The organism is Arthrobacter ginkgonis (genome assembly GCF_039540195.1).
GTDB lineage: Bacteria > Actinomycetota > Actinomycetes > Actinomycetales > Micrococcaceae > Zafaria > Zafaria ginkgonis.
This window is the reverse complement of sequence record NZ_BAABEO010000008.1, coordinates 554501-573998: the sequence shown is the minus strand read 5'-3', so window position 1 is coordinate 573998 and position 19498 is coordinate 554501. Positions and strand designations below refer to the sequence as shown.

At 70.2% G+C, this 19498-nt stretch carries 17 protein-coding genes and 4 tRNA genes; 14 read left to right on the top strand and 7 right to left on the bottom strand.

All coding sequences use genetic code 11. The features are described 5' to 3' along the window. Positions 1–22 precede the first annotated feature (22 nt). The gene (ppk2, locus tag ABD912_RS05260) at positions 23–874 is read right to left on the bottom strand and encodes a polyphosphate kinase 2 (protein ID WP_345148998.1); all 852 of its coding nucleotides are present in this window, start codon (positions 872–874) and stop codon (positions 23–25) included. Between the two features lie 244 nt (positions 875–1118). Between ppk2 and ABD912_RS05255 the strand changes: the two genes are divergently transcribed. After that, positions 1119–2285 (top strand): RtcB family protein, encoded by a 1167-nt coding sequence (locus ABD912_RS05255; protein ID WP_345148997.1) that lies wholly within the window; start codon positions 1119–1121, stop codon positions 2283–2285. 47 nt (positions 2286–2332) lie between these two features. Here the strand turns inward: ABD912_RS05255 and ABD912_RS05250 are convergent, their stop codons facing one another. Beyond that, positions 2333–2746: a hypothetical protein gene (locus ABD912_RS05250; protein WP_345148995.1), complete on the bottom strand. Its 414-nt coding sequence runs from the start codon at positions 2744–2746 to the stop codon at positions 2333–2335. A 157-nt stretch (positions 2747–2903) separates the two neighbouring features. Here ABD912_RS05250 and ABD912_RS05245 point away from each other — a divergent pair, with 157 nt between their 5' ends. The 3 genes from ABD912_RS05245 to ABD912_RS05235 all read left to right on the top strand — a co-directional run bounded on the left by ABD912_RS05245 (position 2904) and on the right by ABD912_RS05235 (position 5732). After that, positions 2904–3278 carry a thioredoxin family protein gene (locus ABD912_RS05245; RefSeq protein ID WP_345148994.1) on the top strand — a complete coding sequence of 125 codons (375 nt, stop codon included), beginning with the start codon at positions 2904–2906 and terminating at the stop codon, positions 3276–3278. A gap of 723 nt (positions 3279–4001) precedes the next feature. Continuing rightward, complete coding sequence (locus tag ABD912_RS05240; protein WP_345148992.1) at positions 4002–4466, top strand: MarR family winged helix-turn-helix transcriptional regulator; 465 nt, start codon at positions 4002–4004, stop codon at positions 4464–4466. 24 nt (positions 4467–4490) lie between these two features. Next, positions 4491–5732, top strand: coding sequence for an MFS transporter (locus ABD912_RS05235; RefSeq protein WP_345148990.1), 1242 nt, complete (start codon positions 4491–4493; stop codon positions 5730–5732). 23 nt (positions 5733–5755) lie between these two features. Here the strand turns inward: ABD912_RS05235 and ABD912_RS05230 are convergent, their stop codons facing one another. Both ABD912_RS05230 and ABD912_RS05225 read right to left on the bottom strand, forming a co-directional pair. Then, positions 5756–6682, bottom strand: coding sequence for an acyl-CoA thioesterase (locus tag ABD912_RS05230; protein ID WP_425548029.1), 927 nt, complete (start codon positions 6680–6682; stop codon positions 5756–5758). A gap of 278 nt (positions 6683–6960) precedes the next feature. Beyond that, the gene (locus tag ABD912_RS05225) at positions 6961–8001 is read right to left on the bottom strand and encodes a DNA-3-methyladenine glycosylase family protein (protein ID WP_345148989.1); all 1041 of its coding nucleotides are present in this window, start codon (positions 7999–8001) and stop codon (positions 6961–6963) included. Between the two features lie 153 nt (positions 8002–8154). On the opposite strand from ABD912_RS05225, the gene ABD912_RS05220 reads away from it, so the two are divergent. Then, positions 8155–9531, top strand: a complete 1377-nt coding sequence (locus tag ABD912_RS05220; RefSeq protein ID WP_345148988.1) for a cystathionine beta-synthase — start codon at positions 8155–8157, stop codon at positions 9529–9531. A gap of 8 nt (positions 9532–9539) precedes the next feature. Next, positions 9540–10697: a cystathionine gamma-synthase gene (locus tag ABD912_RS05215; RefSeq protein ID WP_425548020.1), complete on the top strand. Its 1158-nt coding sequence runs from the start codon at positions 9540–9542 to the stop codon at positions 10695–10697. Between the two features lie 123 nt (positions 10698–10820). Here ABD912_RS05215 and ABD912_RS05210 read toward each other — a convergent pair whose 3' ends face one another. Further along, positions 10821–11654 carry an aldo/keto reductase gene (locus tag ABD912_RS05210; RefSeq protein ID WP_345148986.1) on the bottom strand — a complete coding sequence of 278 codons (834 nt, stop codon included), beginning with the start codon at positions 11652–11654 and terminating at the stop codon, positions 10821–10823. Positions 11655–11702: 48 nt separating this feature from the next. Beyond that, complete coding sequence (locus tag ABD912_RS05205; protein ID WP_345148985.1) at positions 11703–12902, bottom strand: MFS transporter; 1200 nt, start codon at positions 12900–12902, stop codon at positions 11703–11705. Positions 12903–13052: 150 nt separating this feature from the next. Between ABD912_RS05205 and ABD912_RS05200 the strand changes: the two genes are divergently transcribed. Continuing rightward, positions 13053–13532: a MarR family winged helix-turn-helix transcriptional regulator gene (locus tag ABD912_RS05200; protein WP_345148983.1), complete on the top strand. Its 480-nt coding sequence runs from the start codon at positions 13053–13055 to the stop codon at positions 13530–13532. Positions 13533–13555: 23 nt separating this feature from the next. Here ABD912_RS05200 and ABD912_RS05195 read toward each other — a convergent pair whose 3' ends face one another. Continuing rightward, positions 13556–13978: a hypothetical protein gene (locus ABD912_RS05195; RefSeq protein ID WP_345148981.1), complete on the bottom strand. Its 423-nt coding sequence runs from the start codon at positions 13976–13978 to the stop codon at positions 13556–13558. A 24-nt stretch (positions 13979–14002) separates the two neighbouring features. On the opposite strand from ABD912_RS05195, the gene ABD912_RS05190 reads away from it, so the two are divergent. The 7 genes from ABD912_RS05190 (at position 14003) to ABD912_RS05160 (ending at position 19497) form a co-directional block, all read left to right on the top strand. Next, on the top strand, positions 14003–14665 hold the full coding sequence (locus tag ABD912_RS05190; RefSeq protein ID WP_345148978.1) for an MOSC domain-containing protein: 663 nt from the start codon (positions 14003–14005) through the stop codon (positions 14663–14665). Positions 14666–14937: 272 nt separating this feature from the next. Next, entirely contained in the window at positions 14938–16842 is a 1905-nt protein-coding gene (locus ABD912_RS05185) for a DEAD/DEAH box helicase (protein ID WP_425548019.1), read from the top strand. 186 nt (positions 16843–17028) lie between these two features. After that, positions 17029–17100: transfer RNA gene (locus ABD912_RS05180), tRNA-Thr, on the top strand. Positions 17101–17159: 59 nt separating this feature from the next. Beyond that, positions 17160–17233 (top strand) — tRNA-Met (locus tag ABD912_RS05175). A 165-nt stretch (positions 17234–17398) separates the two neighbouring features. Further along, positions 17399–17470 (top strand) — tRNA-Thr (locus ABD912_RS05170). 59 nt (positions 17471–17529) lie between these two features. Further along, positions 17530–17603: transfer RNA gene (locus ABD912_RS05165), tRNA-Met, on the top strand. Between the two features lie 397 nt (positions 17604–18000). Beyond that, positions 18001–19497 carry a MinD/ParA family ATP-binding protein gene (locus ABD912_RS05160; protein WP_345148975.1) on the top strand — a complete coding sequence of 499 codons (1497 nt, stop codon included), beginning with the start codon at positions 18001–18003 and terminating at the stop codon, positions 19495–19497. Position 19498: the final 1 nt, after the last annotated feature.

Genomic DNA, 19498 nt, shown 5'->3' with positions numbered 1-19498 from the left:
CTCCTCGTCGCGGGAGCGCCTGTCAGAACGGGGTCGGGATGTGCCGCACCGTCAGCCTCGGCTCGCGGTAGTCGCCGGCCTTCTGGCGCTTCGGGAGCTTGACGGCGGGTTCGGGAAACGGCTCATAGGGAATCTGGCTGAGCAGATGGGTGATGATGTTGAGGCGGCCGCGTTTCTTGTCGTCGCTGTTCGCCACGTACCACGGGCCCCACGCGGTGTCGGTCGCCTCGAACATGGCGTCCCTGGCCCGGGAATAGTCGTACCAGCGGCTGTAGGAATCCAAGTCCATCGGCGACAGCTTCCACGTCTTGCGCGCATCGTTGATGCGGCTCTTAAGCCGGCGCGTCTGCTCGTCCTCGCTGACCTCGAGCCAGTACTTGAGCAGGATGATGCCGGAGTCGACCATCGCCTTCTCCACCTGCGGAGTCATCCTGAGGAACTGTGCCGTCTGGTCCGGGGTGCAGAAGCCCATCACGCGCTCGACGCCTGCGCGGTTGTACCAACTGCGGTCGAAGATGACCACCTCGCCGGCCGCCGGGAAGTGCGCCATGTAGCGCTGGAGGTACATCTGGGACTTCTCCCGCTCGGTTGGGGTGGGGAGCGCCACCACCCGAAACACGCGCGGGCTCACGCGCTCGACGAGGCGCTTGATCGTGCCGCCCTTGCCGGCCGTGTCGCGGCCCTCGAACACGACGCAGATCTTTGCTCCGGTGGACTTTACCCACTCCTGCAGGGCCACCAGTTCGCCCTGCAGCCGGGCGAGCTCCGCCTCATACTCCTTGCGGCCCAGCTTCGTCCCGGCCTGTTCGTCCGCCTGTTGTTCACCGGCTTCCGCCGTGCCGTTGCTTTTGCCCTTCTTGCCTTTCTTGGCCACGCCGGGCCTCCCTTCCCGAGTGCCGGCCCCAGCGTCCTGACCGGAACGTCCTGAGCTGGGCGGCTCCCCGCCTCGTGGCCCATCCGCCGGCACCACCCGCTGTGAAGAGCGCGTACGACGATCGGCTGCCCCGCGTTCGAGGCCGGTGATTCAACAGTGGGCCCGCGGCGGGGTCAGGTCAACAGGAGTTGATGGATCACCCGAACGGGTGGGCGGAGGATTCGCCGTGCTGTTAGCTTGAGGCGTGGAAACCATCACGCCTCGGCTCCTGAATTGGGCGTCGATCCTCAGCGAAGAGACGCGTGGGCAGGCCCTGCGGACGGCCTCGCTGCCTTTCATCTACCCGCACATGGCCCTGATGCCGGACGCCCACCTGGGGCTGGGGGCCACCGTCGGGTCCGTGATCCCCACGCTTGGGGCCATCATTCCGGCGGCCATCGGCGTGGACATCGGCTGCGGAATGATCGCCGTGCTCACCCAGTACCGGGAAAGCGACCTTCCCCCCGACCGCCGGCCCCTGCGCGAAGCCATCGAACGCGCCATCCCGCTCTCCGCCGGACGGTACAACCGCAAGGTGGCTGCCACCGCCGAACCGCGCGTGCTTGAGATGCTCGAGATGGCCCTGGCCGCCGGCTTCGAGCCGGGCCGCTATTCCGCGACCTGGGAACGACAGCTGGGCACGCTCGGCTCCGGCAACCATTTCATCGAGGTGTGCCTGGACGAGGAGAACAGGGTCTGGCTGTTTCTGCATTCGGGATCCCGCGGGATCGGCAATCGGATCGCCCAGCACCACATCACCGAGGCCCGGCTGCTGGCGCGCCAGCAACGCATCGACCTGCCCGACCCTGACCTGGCGTACCTCACCGAGGGGACCGCGGAGTTCGACGCGTACATCCGCGAACTGCGCTGGGCCCAACACTTCGCGCTGCTTAACCGCGAGGAGATGATGGACCGCGTGGTGCGCCAGTTCGAGGAATGGGTGGGCGGACCCGTGCGGGAAGCCGAGCGAATCAACTGCCACCACAACTTCACCCAGCAGGAGACGCATTTCGGGAAAACGGTATGGGTTTCCCGCAAGGGCGCCATCCGCACCGAGGCCGGCGAGGCCGGGCTGATCCCGGGCTCGATGGGCACCGCCTCCTACGTGGTGGAGGGGTTGGGCAACCAGTGGTCGCTCAATTCCGCCCCGCACGGGGCAGGGCGCGAATACTCGCGCAACGCTGCCCGGAAGGCGTTTACGCACGAGCAGCTCCGCGACGCGATGCGGGGCATCGAGTTCCGGGACACGGACGCGTTCGTCGATGAGATTCCGGCCGCCTACAAGCCGATCGACCAGGTCATGGAGGATTCCCGCGACTTGGTCCGGGTCCGGCACCGGCTGCGCCAGCTGGTCAACGTCAAGGGCGACTGAACTGGCCACCTGGACTGGGCAACTGAATCGGGCGGCCGGCCGGGGCCCTAGGCGGCCATCCTGCCCTCCTGGGTCCGCAGGTAGAGGTCCCACAGGATGAAGTGGTCCTTCGGGGCCGCGGCCATGACCGCGTTGTAGTGCGCCCACTGCCAGCCCGTGGCCCCGTTCGAATCCGGAGGAGCGGGCGGGCAGGTGCCCGGGGTGGTCCACAGCCCTGCCGCCCAGATGGCATCGAGCGGCCCGGCACTGGTGGCGCTGGAACCCGGGTCCGCCAGCGCACGCGGCAGCTTGATCCGCTGCTGGATCCGGGCGGCCTCCCCGAAGGCGAACGGCTCCGATTTCAGGGTCTCCACCGACCCCAGATAGAGGCCTTCGTATTCCTCCGCCAGCTCAAGGCTCACGCGGATGGAATCGCGGAGCGGCCGGCCTTCGATGATCAGGAGCAGGGTGCTGCGCGGCATGGTCTTGTCCTTTCGTCACGGCCCGTCGGGCTTCCGACGCTAGGGCGCCACCGCGGCGGGGGACAGGTGCCGGCGCCCGATTGTGGATAACCGTCAGGCCCTCCACAGAGGGCCCACAGGGGAGACACCCGGCCCACCCAGCCGCTACGGTGGAGCAATGGCAACCATTGACATCACTGAAGCCCAGTTCGCGCAGACCATCGAGGAGAACGGCATCGTCTTCGTGGATTTCTGGGCGGCCTGGTGCGGCCCGTGCCGCCAGTTCGCCCCGGTGTACCAGCAGGTTTCGGAGAAGTTCCCGGACGTTGCCTTCACCAAGGTCGACACCGAGGCCGAGCAGGGGCTCGCAGCGGCCGCCGGCATCACCTCGATCCCGACGCTCATGGCCTTCCGCGACAAGGTGCTGGTCTTCTCCCAGCCGGGCGCGCTGGGTGCCTCGCAGTTGGAGGACCTCGTCGAGGCCGTGAAGGGCATTGACATGGAAGAGGTCCACGCGCAGATCGCAGAGCAGCAGAGCTCCTCCGCCCAGTAGCGCTCGGGGCCCGGACTGGTCGCCGCGGCCCCTGAAGCGTGGCGGAACGGGCCGCCGCGGCCGGCAATCCGTTTTGCCTCGCCACTTCGGTTGTCCTCTTTGTTGGTTGTCCTGGTTGGCGGTTGTCCTCGTTGTTGGTTGTCCCGGTTGGCGGTTGTCGTGGTTGGCCGCAAGGCAGACCTGACCACTCCGACCACGGACTCCACGCCGTGCCCGCCAAGCCTCGCATTCAGCGAGCGCCCTTTCCTCGGGCCGCCTGTCCTTTAGCGTCTCCATGTCCCCTAGTGCCGCCTGTCCCTTGGCGCCGCTAGGTCGCCATCCCCGTTGCCTCCGCGCTCGCCGTGCGGCGCCAGGGCCGCCGAGCCGGCCCTGGCCCACGATTGATCGGCCCCGGAGCGCCCCCTTGGCTCGGGGACCCTTCGGCTCTGGCCCGCCCCTTCGCATTGCCGCCATCGAAGGCGCCCGCGCAGGACCCCATGCCGGCAGCCCGCAGGTCCCGTCCTGCGGCCTCTTGCTCCTGCTGCATCCTGCCGTGGCCTGCCGCCACGTGCCCTAGGCCTGCCGCGAATTTCCCGCCGCCCTGCGAAACGGGCGCCGATGGATGATGCGACCTCTTCCACCCCGCCCCGGATGGTTTCATTCCCGCACCCGGAAGGGCTCCGGGCAGGGGGCTGGCTCGGGCGCATTTTTGATTTGAATCACTAATAGTTAGAATGTCTAAGTATGAGTGCACATGGATCCTTGGAGCTTTCGCGCCAGCTGCGGCCGCTGTTGACCCGCGTGTACCAGATGGTCCGCCGGCGCAGCCCCGGCTGGGACATCAGCGCCGCCCAGTCATCCGTGCTGACCACCCTGATGGACCGGGGTGCCCTGCGGATGGGCGAGCTGGCCGTCATCGAGGGCGTGCGGATGCCCACCGCCACCAGCGTGGTGGCCCGGCTGGTCAAGCTCGGACTGGTGGAACGCATCGCCGACCCGCAGGACCGCAGGGCGGTGCTGGTGGGAATCACGGCACGGGGGAGCGCCCAGATCAGCGAACTGGTGGCCGAGCGCAATGCCCGGTTCGCCGAACTGCTGGCCAGGCTCAGCGACGAGGAGCGCCGCCTTCTGCGGGCAGCCGTGCCGGCCATGGCGCACCTGGTTGCCCTGGACATCGCCCCGAAGGATCCGGCGGACACCGAACTTTGAACCGCTCTGGAAGGAGCAACAACCATGAGCAAAGCTGCAGTCGGGCAGCACTCCCATCCCCAACTGACCGAGGCGCTGCGCGGCCAGCCCAAGACGGTCTGGGTCACCGCCTTCGCCGCCGTCATCGCCTTCATGGGCATCGGACTGGTGGATCCGATCCTGAATGTCCTCACCGAGGACTTGGGAGCCGACCCCTCCCAAACCACCATGCTTTTCGGCTCCTACCTGGGCGTGCAGGTCGTGGCGATGCTGCTCACCGGAGTGATGTCCTACCGCTTCGGCGCCAAGCGCACCCTGATCACCGGACTGCTGCTGATCGTGGTCGCGGCGGGACTGTGCGCGCTGGCCGGTGACATCCAGACCCTGATCTGGCTGCGGGCGCTCTGGGGACTGGGCAACGCCTTCTTCATCGCCACCTCGTTGTCCGTGATCGTCGGGGCCGCCGCCGGCAGCCACCAGGGCGCCATCCTGCTCTACGAAGCGGCGCTCGGCGTCGGACTGGCCGTCGGACCGCTGCTGGGCGCGGTGCTGGGCAGCATTTCCTGGCGCGGGCCGTTCGCCGGCACGGCCATCCTGATGGCCGTAGGCGTCATCCTGTGCGGGTCCCTGCTGGGCAAGGACAACGACGGGTCGCACCGGACCCCGGTCCGGCTCGTGGATCCGCTGCTGGCGCTGCGCAACCGCAACCTGCTGCTGACCTCCATCGGTTCGGCCTTCTACACCGCGGCCTTCTTCGCCATCATCGCCTGGGCGCCGTTCGTGCTGGAGGAAGGCGCCTTCTACATCGGCTTCGTCTTCTTCGGCTGGGGCCTGTGCGTGGCCTTCTCCGGTGTCTTCCTGGCGCCCAAGGTCGCCAGCTGGCTGGGCGAGCGCGGCGGCGCCACCGCGGCGGTGCTCGTCTACGCGGCGATCCTGCTGGCCATGGGCAGCGGCATCAAGGCCGTGGTCGTCGCCGGCGTGATCTTCTCCGGCGTCGTTTCGGGCGTGCTGAACACCCTGTTCACCGGCAGCGCGATGAGCTCCGGAACGGCCCCGCGGACGGTCAACAGCGCCGGCTACAACTTCCTGCGCTGGCTCGGAGGCGCCGTGTCGGCCATCCTCGTTGGGCACGTGGCGGTCTGGTTCGGGAACGTGTCCGCGCCGTTCTGGATCGCTGCCGCCAGTTGCGTGGTGGCAGCCGGCATGCTGCTGCTGCGCCGGCACGAGGCCTCCGGGGAAGATCCGCACACCGTGCCCGCGGAGGCCGCCGCGCTCGGTGCGGACTGACCGGAGGGGCGCCCGAGCCCTGCCTAGTCCGTGCCCAGCAGGTGGTTCGGCAGCCGGTTTCCCGGGGCCTTGGCGCGGATCTCGATGAGTTCGCGGGCGTGGGCATGCAGCGCCCGGTCCTCGTCGGAGACCGGCACCCAGGGCTGGACCGGAACGGCCGTTCCCGACTCGTCCCGGGTGACCATCACCGTCATGCAGTTGGTGGTCAGCTCCATCTCCTTCGTTTTCGGATCCCCGGAGCGCACGTTCACCGCCACGTGCATGCCCTTGTTGCCGGTGTAGACCAGCCGGGCCTCGACCTCGACCAGGTGCCCGATCAGCAGCGGCCGGTAGAAGCGCACGCCGCCGGAGAACACCGCCACGGTGTCCCGCCCGCAGTAGCGCGTGGCGCAGACGTAGGCCGCCTCGTCGATCCAGTCCATGACGATGCCGCCATGGACCTTGCCTCCCCAGTTCACGTCGGAGGGCGCGGCCATGAACCGGAGCACCACCGACTCCGAGGTCCCGGCGCTGGTGTACGCCACCCGTTTCATCGACTCGGAGATTTCCTCCCGGACCTTGATCCGGGCCACGGCGTAGTCACGCTGCTGGATCTCCAGCGGCGTGGCCGGCACGAACTCGGGCACCGGCACCGGCTTCCCGTCGTCGCCCACGGCCACGAAGATCACCAGGCACTGGCTCCGCGCCACCGCCGGAACACTGCCGAAGGTGCGCGGATCGCCCGAGGTGACGGTGGTCAGGATGTGCATGGAGGTGCGGCCGGTGTGGACGATCCGGGCCTCCACCTCCACCATGTCTCCGACCTCCACCGGGGCGGCGAAGTGGATGTTGCCCACGTATGCGGTCACGCAGTACGCCTTCGCCCATCCGACCGCCGCCGCGTAGGCCGCCTTGTCCACCCACTCGAGGATGGTGCCGGCGTCGACCGATCCGCTGTGCCCCAGGTCCATGGGCGCCGCCAGGAAGCGCAGCGTCACCACGTTGGAGGCCGGCCCCGGGATTCCGGCCGCGGCCTCGGGGTGCAGGGCCCCGGCGGGCTGGACCGCAGCGGACGGGACTGTATCGGACGGAACGGTGGCGGACTCGTTCTCGTGGGACATGGCGTGGTTCTTCCCCTCGGGGCGGGCCGGTGCGCTCGGGCACCGGCGGTCGGGACCTGTATGAAGTGGGTCCCAACGTAGCACCGCGGGCGGGCGCGCGGCCGTGACGCCGCGCGCCCGCGGCATCGTCAGCGGCGGCGGTGGTCGGTCGGCGCCAGGCGGGGGCCGAACGACGGCTTGCGGAAGCCGGTAAGGCCCAGCATCCGCACAAAGCGCTGCCGGTGCCCCGACCACGGCTCGAGCAGGCGCAGCATGCCGGCGTCGTCTGTTTTGCGTCCGGTCAGCGCGTACCCCACCCACGCGGCGAGGTGGAAGTCTCCCACGGAGACCGAGTCCGGGTCCCCATGGGTGCGCTGGAGCACCTCCGCCGCCGTCCACGGACCGATGCCCGGCACCGTCTGCAGCTTGGCGGAGACCCCATCCGCGAGCGTCTGGGCCCCGAGGCGGTCCAGCCCGGCCGCGACCTCGGCGGCCCGCAGGATCGTCGTGGAGCGTTTGGCGTCCACTCGCGCGGCGTGCCATTCCCAGCTGGGGACGCGGCGCAGCGCGTGCGCGTCGGGGGCGATCGCCATGCCTTCGGGCACGGGTCCGGGGGCGGGGGAGCCGAAGCGGCGCACCAGGTAGCGCCAGGCGTAGCGGGCCTCGATGACGGTGACCTTCTGTTCCAGGATGGCCGGGACCAGGGCGTCGAAGACGCGGCCGGTGGCGGGCAGGCGCAGCCCCGGGTTGCGCCGCCGAGCCTCGTCCACGGCCCGCGGAAGCGTGGCCCGGAACGCGGGCTCGTCGAAGCCTGACCAGTCGTCCCCGGCGCCTAGCAGCCGCGGCACGCCGGCCACGGCCGCCCGCGCTCCCGGACCCCAGGCGCGGATCCGCACCTGGGGTCCGGGGGAGAGGCCTGCGGGGGAGGGGCGGGGCGCCGGTTCGGCGGTGCCCGGACTGGCCGAGGACTGGGTCAGCCGCAACGACGCCGGCCCCTCCGCAGTGGAAAAGCACAGCCACGCCTCGCCGCGGCCCACCCGCGTGCAGGGGTCGTGGGTTCCGCGCTGCAGGACGGAAAGCGACGACTCCAGCGAGTACGGGCCCTCGGCCACCCATACCGAGGTGACCGCCGGGGCCGTTCCGGGGTCGCCGCCGGCGCGGAGGGGGGAAGGATGAACGCTGCTCGGCACGCTCCCATGCTCCCACGGCCGGTCCCCCTGCGCTGCGCCGCGGACCGGACGGTGCGGAGGGGACGGGGCAGGCCGTGCCGGCGGGCGGCGCCGTGTTTCCCGCGGCGTAATTTGCGCTGCGTCGCCGGACCGGGCGCCGGTAGAGTCGGGCGTATGAAATACGCCAATTCCGTTTTGGACCTGATCGGCCACACGCCCCTGGTGAAACTCAACAGGGTCACCGAGGGGGTGAGCGCCACCGTCCTGGCGAAGCTCGAGTACCTGAATCCGGGCGGGTCCATCAAGGACCGCATCGCGCTGAAGATGGTGGAGAACGCCGAGGCGTCCGGGGAGCTCAAGCCCGGGGGCACGATCGTCGAGCCGACCTCCGGCAACACCGGCGTCGGCCTGGCCCTGGTCGGCCAGCTCAAGGGCTACAAGACGATCTTCGTCACCCCGGACAAGGTGGGCGAGGAGAAGCGCGACGTGCTGCGCGCCTACGGTGCCGACGTGGTGGTCACCCCCACCGCCGTCGCCCCGGATAGCCCCGAGTCCTACTACGGCGTCTCCGACCGCCTGGTCACCGAGATCCCCGGCGCCTACAAGCCTGACCAGTTCTCCAACCCGGCCGCCCCGGCGAGCCACTACGAGTCCACCGGCCCGGAGATCTGGGAGGACACCGACGGCACGGTGACCCACGTGGTCATCGGCGCCGGAACCGGCGGCACCATCACCGGCACCGGGCGCTACCTCAAGGATGTCTCCAAAGACCGCGCCTCCGGCCCCGTGCGCATCATCGGCGCGGACCCGGCCGGCTCCGTCTACTCCGGCGGCACCGGCCGCCCGTACTTCGTCGAGGGCGTCGGCGAGGACATGTGGCCGGCCAACTACGACCCGTCCGTGCCGGACGAGGTCCTGGCGGTCACCGACGCCGACGCGTTCGCGATGACCCGCCGGCTGGCCCGCGAGGAGGGCCTGCTCGTGGGCGGCTCCTCCGGCATGGCTGTCGTCGCAGCGCTGCGCGCGGCCAAGGACCTGCCCGAGGATGCCGTCGTCGTGGTCATCCTGCCCGACGGCGGGCGCGGATACCTGGCGAAGATCTTCAACGACAGTTGGATGAGGAGCTACGGCTTCCTGGCCGGCGGCGAGGAGGCAACGGTCGAGCAGGTGCTCTCTGCCAAGTCCTCCGCCCTCCCTGCGCTGGTGCACACCCACCCGAACGAATCGATCCGCGACGCGGTCGCCCTGATGCAGGAATACGGCGTCGATTCCCTCCCGGTGCTTTCCCAGGAGCCCCCGGTCCGCATGGGCGAGGTCCTCGGCACCGTGGACGAACGCACCCTCACCTCGGCCCTGTTCAAGGGCGAGGTGTCGCTGACCGACCCGGTCAGCGCCCAGGTGGGCCCGGTCCTGCCGCTGATCGGCGCGCTGGAGACCATTTCCGTGGCCCGACGCAAGCTGCAGGAGGCCGACGCGCTGCTGGTCACCCGCGGCGGCGAACCCGTCGGCGTCCTGACCCGCCACGACCTGCTGACCTACCTCACCAACTAAGGAACGTGATGAGCACCGAGAACCCCGGGTTCAACACCCGCGCCATCCATGCAGGACAGGCCTTCGAGCCGCGCACCGGGGCCGTTGTCCCGCCGCTGCATTTCAGCTCCACCTACGCCCAGGACGGGATCGGTGGGCTGCGTGACGGCTACGAGTACGGCCGCGGCGGCAACCCCACCCGCGACTCGCTGCAGGAGCAGCTCGCCGCCGTCGAGGGCGGCGCCCACGCCTACTCGTTCGGCTCCGGCCTGGCCGCCGAGGACTCCCTGATCCGGGCGGTGGCCCGTCCGGGCGACCACATCGTCCTCGGCAACGACGCCTACGGCGGCACCTACCGGCTGATCAGCCGGGTCCTGGGCCCGTGGGGCATCGGCAACACGCCCGTGGACATGTCCGACCACGACGCCGTCCGCGCGGCCGTCGCGGCGAACCAGACGCGGCTGCTGTGGGTGGAGACCCCCTCCAACCCGCTGATGAAGATCTCCGACATCGCGGCCCTGGCCGAGATCGCCCACGAGGCCGGCGCCCTGCTGGTCGTGGACAACACCTTCGCCTCCCCGGCGCTGCAGCAGCCGCTGTCCCTGGGCGCCGACGTCGTGGTCCACTCCACCACCAAGTACATCGGCGGCCACTCGGACGTCGTCGGCGGCGCCATCGTGGTCAACGACGCCGAGCTGGCGGAAAAGATCGGATTCGTGCAGTTTGCCGTCGGCGCCGTGTCCGGCCCGATGGACGCGTTCCTGACCACCCGCGGGCTGAAGACCCTGGGCGTGCGCATGGCGAAGCACTCCGCCAACGCGCAGGCCGTGGCCGAATGGCTCACCGGACGCCCGGAGGTGGAGAAGGTCCTTTATCCGGGCCTGCCGGAGCACCCGGGACACGAGCTGGCCAAGAGCCAGATGAGCGGTTTCGGCGGCATGGTGTCCGTGCAGTTCGCCGGCGGCGAGGCCGCGGCCCGCAAGATCGCCGAGTCCACGACGGTCTTCACCCTGGCGGAGTCCCTCGGCGGCATCGAATCGCTGGTGAACTACCCCTCGGAGATGACCCACGCGTCCGTGAAGGGCACTGAGCTGGCCGTCCCGGTCAACCTGCTGCGCTTCTCGGTGGGCATCGAGGACGTGGAGGACATCATCGCGGACCTCGAGCAGGCGTTCGCGGCGCTGTAGGCCCAGCGGCCACGGCGCACACACCGACGGAGGGTCCCCGGCATTCGTGCCGGGGACCCTCCGTCTTGCCGGCGTCCATTCGCCGGTGTCCTTTCGTCGGGCCCTGTCGCGGGCCGCGTCCGGTCAGCCGTTGAACGTGCGGGGGGCCGGTCCCGTCCGTCCGCCGCGGTCCAGCGCGTCGATGGCCGAAAGTTCCCCCGGGTCCAGCTCGAAGCCGAAGACGTCGAGGTTTTCCCGGATGCGCGACGGCGTGACCGACTTGGGGATCACGATGCGGTCCTGCTGGAGGTGCCAGCGCAGGACCACCTGCGCGGGGGTGCGGCCGTGCCGGGCGGCGATTGCGGCAATCGCGGGATCGTCCAGCACGCCCCCTTGCGCCAGCGGGCTCCAGGCCTGGGTGGCGATGCCGCGTCCGGCGTTGGCCGCGCGCGCCTGGCTCTGCTGGAGCGCCGGGTGCAGCTCGATCTGATTGACGGCGGGAACGACGTCGGCCGTGGCGGCCAGGTCCTCCAAGTGCTCCGGCTCGAAGTTGGAAACGCCGATCGCCCGGACGCGGCCCTCCTCGAGCAGGCGCTCCAGGGCCCGCCACGTGTCCTTGTAGAGGCCCAGCGCCGGGGCCGGCCAGTGGATCAGGTACAGGTCGGCGTAGTCCAGGCCCAGCTTGGCGAGGCTGGCATCGTAGGCCGCGAGGGCGGCGTCGAACCCCTGGTCGGTGTTCCACAGCTTGGTGGTGACGAAGAGTTCGTCGCGGGCGATCCCGGACTCGGCGATGGCCCGGCCGACGCCGGCTTCGTTTCCGTAGATGGCGGCGGTGTCGATGCTGCGGTATCCGGCGTCCAGGGCCGAGGCGACGGCCTCGGTGGTTTCGGCGTCGGGCACCTGGAAGACGCCGAAGCCGAGCCGGGGCATCTCGATGCCATTGTTCAGGGTGATGGTGTTCGGGGCGATGACGGGCATAACGGCTCCTTGGTGGGATATGGGGTGTTGGGTAGTGGTGGTATTGGGTCAGGCGGAGGGGGCGCCGACCGGCACGGCGTCCGCGGGGACGTCCCGGCGGCGTGAGCGGGTGGCGGAGACGGCGGCCGCGGCCATCACGGCCAGCGCGACGACGGTCAGTCCCGATCCGGCCCACAGTGGCGAGGTGTAGCCAAGCCCCGCGGCGATGGCGGTGCCGCCGATCCAGGCACCGAGCGCGTTGCCGACGTTGAACGCCGCGATGTTGGCGCTGGAGGCGAGCGTCGCGGCATTCGGCGCGTAGGCCATGATGCGGGTCTGCAGTCCGGGGACGGTGGCGAAGCCGAATCCGCCCATGAGGACCAGCAGCAGGAGGGTGGCGGGCTGGCTGCCGGCGAGCAGGGCAAAGGCCGCCAGCACGATCGCCAGCCCGGCGAGCACGGCCAGCAGTGTCGCGTCGAGCCCCCGGTCCGCCGCCTTGCCCCCGGCGATGTTGCCGGCGAACAGGCCGGCGCCGAACAGCACCAGCAGCCACGGAACGGCCCCGGCCGGGAAACCGCCCACCTCCGTCAGCGTGTAGGCGATGTAGGTGAAGGCGCCGAACATGCCGCCGAAGCCGAGGATGGTCACCAGGAGCGAGAGCCAGACCTGGCCGGAGCGGAAGGCCCGCAGTTCCCCGCGCAGCGACGCCGTGCCGGCGCCGTTGGCCGATGCCGGCACCAGGGTGGCAATGCCGGCGAAGGCGATGACGCCGATGGCGGTGATGGCCCAGAACGTGGCCCGCCATCCGAAGGCCTGGCCCACGAAGGTTCCGAACGGAACACCGAGGACGTTGGCGAGGGTGAGGCCGGTGAACATCACCGCGATGGCGGCGGAGCGCCTGTCCTTCGCCACCATGTCCGCGGCCACGACGGCCCCGATGCCGAAGAAGGCTCCGTGGCACAGGGACGCGATGATGCGTCCGATCAGCATGAGCCGGTAGTCGGGCGCCATCGCGGAGACCAGGTTTCCGGCGATGAACAGCACCATGAGTCCCAGCAGCACGCGCTTGCGCGGCTGGCGGATGACGGCGGCGGTCAGCGCGACGGCGCCGGCAGCCACGCCGAGCGCGTAGCCGGAGATCAGCCATCCGGCGGCCGCCTCGTCGACGCGCAAGTCGGTGGCGACCTCCGGCAAGAGGCCGGCGATGACGAACTCGGTGAGTCCGATCCCGAAGCCGCCAAGGGCCAGGGCCAAGAGTCCGATAGGCATGCTAACTCGTTCCTTCGTATACTTGATGAAAGTGCAAACGCTGGTAGTTGCAGACGCACTTAGTTGCAGACGCTAGGTAAATAGTTGCACGCGCGTTGTATTCGCACAAGCGCGTCGACGGCGCCCGGACAGGATCGAGAGGAACGCCACATGGGAATCAGGGACGACGCCGTCGAAGTGCGGGCCCAGGGCTGGCGCACGCTGGCAGCCCTCCACGGCCTGATCGAAGCCGAGCTGGAGCGCGCGCTGCAGGCCGAGGCCAAGCTGTCCGTCGTCGAGTACACGGTGCTGGACGCCCTGAGCCGGCAGGACGGATGGCACATGCGCATGCAGCAGCTGGCCCGCGCCGCCGCGCTGAGCAGCAGCGCCACGACGCGCCTGGTGAACCGGCTGGAGGACCGCGCCCTCCTGACGCGCATCCTGTGCCTGGACGACCGGCGCGGCGTCTACACGGAGCTCACGCCGGAGGGGCGCAGGCTGCTGGAGGCCACGCGGCCCGTGCACGACGCGACGCTCGCCGATGCGCTGGAGGCGGCCCGGGCGACGCCGGAGCTGGCCCCCATCGTCGGCCTGTTGGAGTCGCTTTCTCCCCTCATGCCACCGGCCGTGGGTGCTTCCGCGGGCAATTGACCCCGCGTCCGCCGGGGTGGGGGCTAGCGGCGGGCCGCGCCGGCGGCCTTGCGTGCGGCGTTGCGCTGGGCGCGGGCGGCGGCGGCCTGGGCCTTGAAGTGGCGCAGGCTCGGCGGCAGCCACAGCAGGACGACGCCGGCCAGCAGCGCCACGGCCATGGCGCCCAGCCGGGGTCCGCGGAAGAGCAGCGGCAGCCCCGCGATGAGCCCGAAGGTGGTCAGCAGGCCGCGCCCGGCGAGCCGGCCGCGGAACAGCTGCCAGGCGCCGTAGCCGACCACCAGCCCCAGGACCAGCAGGAACAGGGAAAGGGTGACGAGCCCGGCCGGGCCGGTGGCGTTCTCCGCCTGCGCGTTGGCGAACGTGGCGATGGCCATGGCCAGCAGGGCCGCGGCCGACACCGACCACCACCACACGGCGGTCCGCAGGGTTCCCGGGAAATCCTTCATGCCCCGAGCCTATAGGCTGGTGGCATGGCCCCTGCGATACCCTCCGATCCCGTACCCGGCACCGCCACCGGCGAACTCGTTGCCGTTTGCCGCGTCCATGCCCTGCGCCCGGATTCCGGGCCCGTTGGGGTGACCGCCATCGACAAGCGCCCGGCCGAGGGCGCGGTCAAGGTCGGCCCGCTGGGCGTCTACGCCGACGTCCAGGCGGACAGGGCCCACCACGGCGGCGAGGAGCAGGCCGTCTACGCCTACGCGGAAGAGGACGCCGCGCGCTGGGCCGCCGAACTGGGGCGGGACATCCCGCCGGGCCTGTTCGGCGAAAACCTGCGCATCCGCGGGATCAACGTCTCCGATGCGATCGTCGGGGAGCGGTGGCGGATCGGCCGGGACGTCGTCCTCGAGGCGACCCTGCCGCGCGTGCCCTGCTCCACCTTCGCCCGCGCCATGGGCGAGAACGACTGGGTGGCCCGCTTCGCCGAACGCGGGGACACCGGCTGCTACTTCAGGGTGGTGCGCAAGGGGTCCGTCCGCGCCGGCGACCCCGTCGTCGTCGTGCACCGCCCCGCCCACGGAGTGAGCGTGCGCGACGTCTTCCGCGGCCTGGACCAGGCGCAGGCGGACCGGCTGCGCGCCGGCCTCGAATCCGGCGAGTGGGACCTGCCCCCGAAGGTGCTGCGCTACCTCTGACGCGGGGCGTGTGCGGGATCCCACAGCCCCGGCGTCGCCGGGCGGCTGCCGGTCCTGTAGAATTAAGTGTTCACTGCATCCGGCTTCCCTCGCATTCCGCCCAATTTTTGAGGCGGGAGCTCCACGTGTGTTCCACCGCGCAATCAGCGGTCAGTAGTTCATAGGGGAGCGCCGGACCAATCAGTGATTGAGTCCGTATGTGCCGCGGTTGCCGCTCCTACCGAGTGGCTGGACCGCCCCTATGAATGAGGTAAATCTCAGTGTCTACAGACATGCCCGAAAACCAGACCGCCGAAACCCCGAACGCCGCAGAGCGGGCCACCGACGAGGTCATGTTCGCCGACCTCGGCATTGACGGCCGCATCCTCTCCGCGGTGGTCGACCTCGGCTACGAGAAGCCGTCCCCGATCCAGGCCGCTACCATCCCGCTGCTGCTTGAGGGCCGCGACGTCGTCGGCGTCGCCCAGACCGGCACCGGCAAGACCGCCGCGTTCGCGATCCCGGCGCTGTCCCGCCTGGCCGAGCTCGCCGACCTGAACGGCCCCGCCAGCAGCCCGCAGGTGCTGGTTCTCGCCCCGACCCGCGAACTGGCGCTGCAGGTCGCGGAGGCCTTCAACTCCTACGCCAAGTACCTGGACAACTTCACCGTCCTGCCCGTGTACGGCGGCTCCGCCTACGGCCCGCAGCTGGCCGGCCTGCGCCGCGGCGCCCAGGTGGTCGTCGGCACCCCGGGTCGCGTGATCGACCACATCAACAAGGGCTCGATGGACCTCTCCGACCTCCAGTACGTGGTGCTGGACGAGGCGGACGAGATGCTGCGCATGGGCTTTGCCGAAGAGGTGGACAAGATCCTCGAGGCCACCCCCGAGGACAAGCAGGTGGTCCTGTTCTCCGCGACCATGCCGTCCTCCATCCGCCGCATCTCCAAGCAGTACCTGCGCAACCCGCAGGAGGTGACGGTCAAGTCCCAGACCACCACCGGCACCAACATCCGCCAGCGCTACGTGCAGGTCATGGGCCCGCACAAGCTCGATGCCATGACCCGCATCCTGGAGGCCGAGGAGTTCGACGGCGTCATCGCCTTCGTGCGCACCAAGATGGCCACCGAGGACCTCGCCGACAAGCTCAAGGCGCGCGGCTACACCGCGGCGGCCATCAACGGCGACATCCCGCAGCAGCAGCGCGAACGCACGGTGGAGAACCTGCGCGACGGCAAGATCGACATCCTGGTCGCCACCGATGTTGCGGCCCGTGGCCTGGACGTGGAGCGCATCAGCCACGTCATTAACTACGACATCCCGAACGACACCGAGTCCTACGTGCACCGCATCGGCCGCACCGGCCGTGCCGGCCGCAAGGGCGACGCCATCCTCTTTATGACCCCGCGCGAGAAGTACCTGCTCCGGGCCATCGAGAAGACCACGCGCCAGGAGGTGGAGCTGATGCACCTGCCGAGCGTGGAGATCGTCAACGACAAGCGCCTGGCCAAGTTCGCCGAGCGGATCACCGAAACCATCTCCTCGCAGGACCTCACGGTCTTCCGCGGGCTGGTGGAGAAGTACGCGGCGGACCACGAGGACCTCAACGAGGTGGAGATCGCCGCCGCCCTGGCCCACATGGCCCAGGGTGGACGTCCGCTGCTGATGGAAGAGATGCCGGTGCCGCCGGCCAAGCAGGCCCGCATGGCCAAGGGTGCCCGCGACGGCTTCGGCTCGCGCGGACCGTCCCGTCCGCTGACCGAAGGCAACGCCACCTACCGCCTCGCGGTGGGGCGCCGCCAGCGCGTGATGCCCGGCTCGATCGTCGGCGCCTTGGCCAACGAGGGTGGCCTGTCCTCGGCCCAGATCGGCGGCATCGACATCCGCAGCGACCACACCCTGGTCGAACTGCCGGCGGACCTGTCCCAGGACCAGCTGCGCGCCCTGTCCCGCACCCGCATCGGCGGCGAGCTGATCAACCTCGAGCTGGACTCCGGCCGCAAGCCGCGCGGCGAGGGTGGCTACGAGGGCGGCGGCTACCGTGGCGGAGACCGCGGCGGCTTCCGCAAGCCCCGCCGTGAAGGCGAAGGCGGCGGGTACGACCGCGAGGACCGCGGGGGCTACCGTGGCGGCGAGGACCGTGGCGAGCGCTTCGGGGGACCCCGCAAGCCGCGCGGCGGCGGTCGCAACCGCTACTGACGCACCGCGGGCCTAAACGCCCGCGGGAGACGTTGCTGGACCCTTGGAGGACGGCCCGGACACCACGTGTCCGGGCCGTCCTTTTGCCTGCCGGCGGGCCTTTCGGACGCCCTCGTGTGTGTTCCGTCATAAAGGCCCCGCTCGATTGGACAGTGCCCCCCACCTCGGGTAATGTATTTCCTCGTTGCCCCCCTAGCTCAGTGGTAGAGCGCAGTCTTGGTAAGACTGAGGTCACGGGATCGATTCCCGTGGGGGGCTCTGAATGGCGGAGCCCGCGTCTGTGTCCAAGAGACGCAGACGTGGGCCTTTCCATTCGTGGCGGTGTAGCTCAGCTGGTTAGAGCGCACGACTCATAATCGTGAGGTCCCGGGATCGAGTCCCGGCACCGCTACCGACGGATCCCCGACTTCCCACAGGAAGCGGGGATCTTTTCGTTTCCGCAAGATGCCGTACCGGCCCGGGTTCGGTGCGGGCCCCATATCGCCGCCGGGCCCGATTTCGCTTCCAGGCCCGATTTCGCCTTCAGGGCAGGGCGCTGGTAGAGTATTTCCTCGTTGCCCCCCTAGCTCAGTGGTAGAGCGCAGTCTTGGTAAGACTGAGGTCACGGGATCGATTCCCGTGGGGGGCTCTGAATGGCGGAGTCCGCGTCAGTGTCCGTCAGGCGCAGGCGCGGGCCTTTCCATTCGTGGCGGTGTAGCTCAGCTGGTTAGAGCGCACGACTCATAATCGTGAGGTCCCGGGATCGAGTCCCGGCACCGCTACCGATCGAAGCCCCGGCCCTGTTTCAGGGCCGGGGCTTCGTTGTCGCAAGGCCCGGCAAGGAAGCGTCCGGCCCCGGGCGGGCCCTTGCGCGCCCCGTGATGTGCGCGACGCCGCGGATTCGGCGGCCCCAGCGCCGACGAGGTGGGGGCCTTTCTCCTTTCCGGGGTCTGACGTAGTGTTTTGCTGCAGCCCTCGGGGCGGGCCGGAACCGGTTCGACGCGCCGCGGCCCCCGGACCGGAGTCCCTTTGCCGGGCACTAATGAGAGAATGGGACCGAATTCGACGCAGGGGCAGCGCTCCACGGCACGTCCGCGCCCTATCCGACCCGGGCGGACGCGCCCCATTCGATCCGGGCGGCCGCACGACGTGTCCACAACGGGTGAGAGGAATCAGGGAATGGCAGCCGGGGAACCGACTCAGGAATTTCCGACCAGGGCAGCACTTCGCAGGGCGCGGCTCGCCGAGGAGCAGTCCCGCAGCGAGGGGGACCAGCCGCGAAGCGAAGGTGCACAGCGCAGCCAGGGGGCACAGCGCAGCCAGGGGGCGCAGGCGACCCTTCAGGCGGAGCGGGACTGGCCGGGGGTGGCGCTTCCGGAACGCGACGAGTTCGACGACGTGGCCGAGCTCGCGCCTCTTTTCCCCGTGATCGGGCCGGTGGACACGCCGGCGGACACGCGGGCCGGGACCACGGCCGCGGAGCCCAACGGCAGCAAGCCCGACGGCGGTAAGTCCGAGGACAGCGACCCCGACAGCGCCCTGGCCTCCGCGGAGAACGAGGGTTTCGCCGTCCGCCCGCACGCGGAGGCGGTCGAGAGCGCCCCCGCCGAAGGCCGTGCTTCCTCCGACGGAGCCTGCGAGGATCCCACTGCGGCGCATCCCGCGGTCGAGGCTCCCGCTTCCGCGAACCCCGCCTCCGCGCCCGCCGTCGAGCGGGACCCCGCGGCGGCGGACCAGGAAACCGCCGACTCGTTGGCCGATCGTGAGACGTTCCTGCGCCCGGAGGACGAGACCCTGCCGCCGACGCGGGGCATGCGCGGCTTCCTCACCCGCATCGGCTTCACCGTGGAGCCTTCCGCCGAGGAGAAGGAGGAGCGCCAGTGGCGCCGCGCGATCGGCCAGCGCCTGTCCGCCCCGCGCACCGTCTCGGTGGTCAACGGCAAGGGTGGGGCCAACAAGACCCCCACCGCCGTCCTCCTCTCCGCCGTGTTCGGCCGCAACAGCGGCGACCCGGTCCTGGTCTGGGACAACAACGGCACCCGCGGCACGCTCGGCTGGCGCACGGTCAAGGCCTCCCACGACGCGCACGTCCTGGACCTGCTGCACGCCGCCCCCGAGCTCATGGGCACCACCGCCGGAGACCCGGCCATCAACGCCTACGTGCACTACCAGCCGGAGGACCGCTACAGCGTCCTGCGCACCGACCCCACGCTGCTGGCCTCCGAGCAGAACCTGACGGCCGCGGACTTCGACGTCGTGCACGCGGCGGCGAGCAAGTTCTTCCAGCTGTCCATCGTGGACTCCGGCAACGACGAATCCGCCGAACGCTGGCTGCGCATGATCGACCACACCGACCAGTTGGTGATCGCCAGCACCACGGTGGAGGAGCACGCCGAGGCCGCGGCCCTGCTGCTGGAGGCGCTGGCCAACCGCGGCGGACGCTACGCCGAACTGGCGCGCAACGCCGTCGTGATCGTCAGCCAGCACCAGCAGAACGGCAACAAGGACCAGTTGGACCGCATCGCCGCCGGCTTCCGCCGCCTGGCCCGCGCCGTGGTCACCGTCCCGTTCGACCCGTCCCTGGTGAAGGGCCAGATCCGCTACCAGGCCCTGCGCCCGGGCACCCGGCGCGCCTGGCTGCATGCGGCCGCGGCCGTCGCCGACGGCCTCTCCTAGC